This window comes from Thiolapillus sp. (assembly GCF_048562965.1).
In the GTDB taxonomy this organism is placed as follows: Bacteria; Pseudomonadota; Gammaproteobacteria; order Chromatiales; family Chromatiaceae; genus Thiolapillus; species Thiolapillus brandeum_A.
Map to the genome: position 1 here is coordinate 1 of NZ_JBHNMF010001149.1, position 830 is coordinate 830.

Annotated in this window: 2 protein-coding genes; both read right to left on the reverse strand. The window is 49.9% G+C overall.

Annotated elements, in window-relative coordinates; all coding sequences use genetic code 11:
* Positions 1-118: 118 nt before the first annotated feature.
* Positions 119-478 (reverse strand): hypothetical protein, encoded by a 360-nt coding sequence (locus tag ACOCD2_RS22930; RefSeq protein ID WP_293675600.1) that lies wholly within the window; start codon positions 476-478, stop codon positions 119-121.
* Positions 479-495: 17 nt separating this feature from the next.
* Positions 496-830: IS66 family transposase (locus ACOCD2_RS22935; RefSeq protein WP_293650650.1), on the reverse strand; the 335-nt coding region annotated here is incomplete at its 5' end.

Genomic DNA, 830 nt, shown 5'->3' on the forward strand with positions numbered 1-830 from the left:
AGCAGGATGCAGCAATCAGCGTATAGAACAAGCTCTAACGGGCAGTATGAACAAAATAGCAACTTTATTTCACCCGAAAATATACGGTGGAACAATGTTGCTTACTCTAAACTCTAGATCAGGAGAATTTGTTATCGAATATCTGCTGTAATTCATCCTTGCAAAGATATTCCACAATGATTCCTGCTTGTTGCAATGCCTCATCCCATAGTCCCAGCCATTTGCTGTCAGCCGCCTGAAGTATCGGCGGGTTTTCGTGATGAATTGCCGCCACAGCGACAAATATGCGGTCAGAAGGGTCGAATGACGACAGTGCCGAATGATTGGGGAATTCCTCGTATGATTCATTTCCATCAGCATCTTGCTCAGGAGTGACCGGGATTTTCTCAACCTTGCCGGGGTTTGCCTGATTGGTCAGCACCCATTTCAAAAAAGCATCGCCCAATCCGGGTTGCCCTTTCTGATCCAACTTATTCATGTATTCACCAATGGTAACTACTCACCCCTATCAGCATAGAGCTGTCCCGAAAAGGCCATTTGAATGGCGACCAGCGGATTGTATCCCTGATTTGCCATGGTCTGCAGGTAACTGGAGATGCGGCAATAGGCCTCGGCGTACTTTCTTGTCCGGAAGCACCCCGACACCTTCTGTTTGACCTTGCTCATTCTCAGGTCACGTTCGGCCCGGTTGTTGGTAAACGGCACGTGGGAGAGTCTGGCGAAGAGCAGTACTGCCGTCTCATGCTTCTTCAGTCGTTCCCACAGGTTGTGCGCATCGGATTTGGCGACCCGGCCCCGTTTGCCGTTTTGTCTGGGCGGGATAGGCGGGA

What these genes read in the sequence shown, in the direction of transcription:
- ACOCD2_RS22930 (WP_293675600.1), bottom strand. Translation starts at nt 478, where the DNA reads ATGAATAAGTTGGATCAGAAAGGGCAACCCGGATTGGGCGATGCTTTT.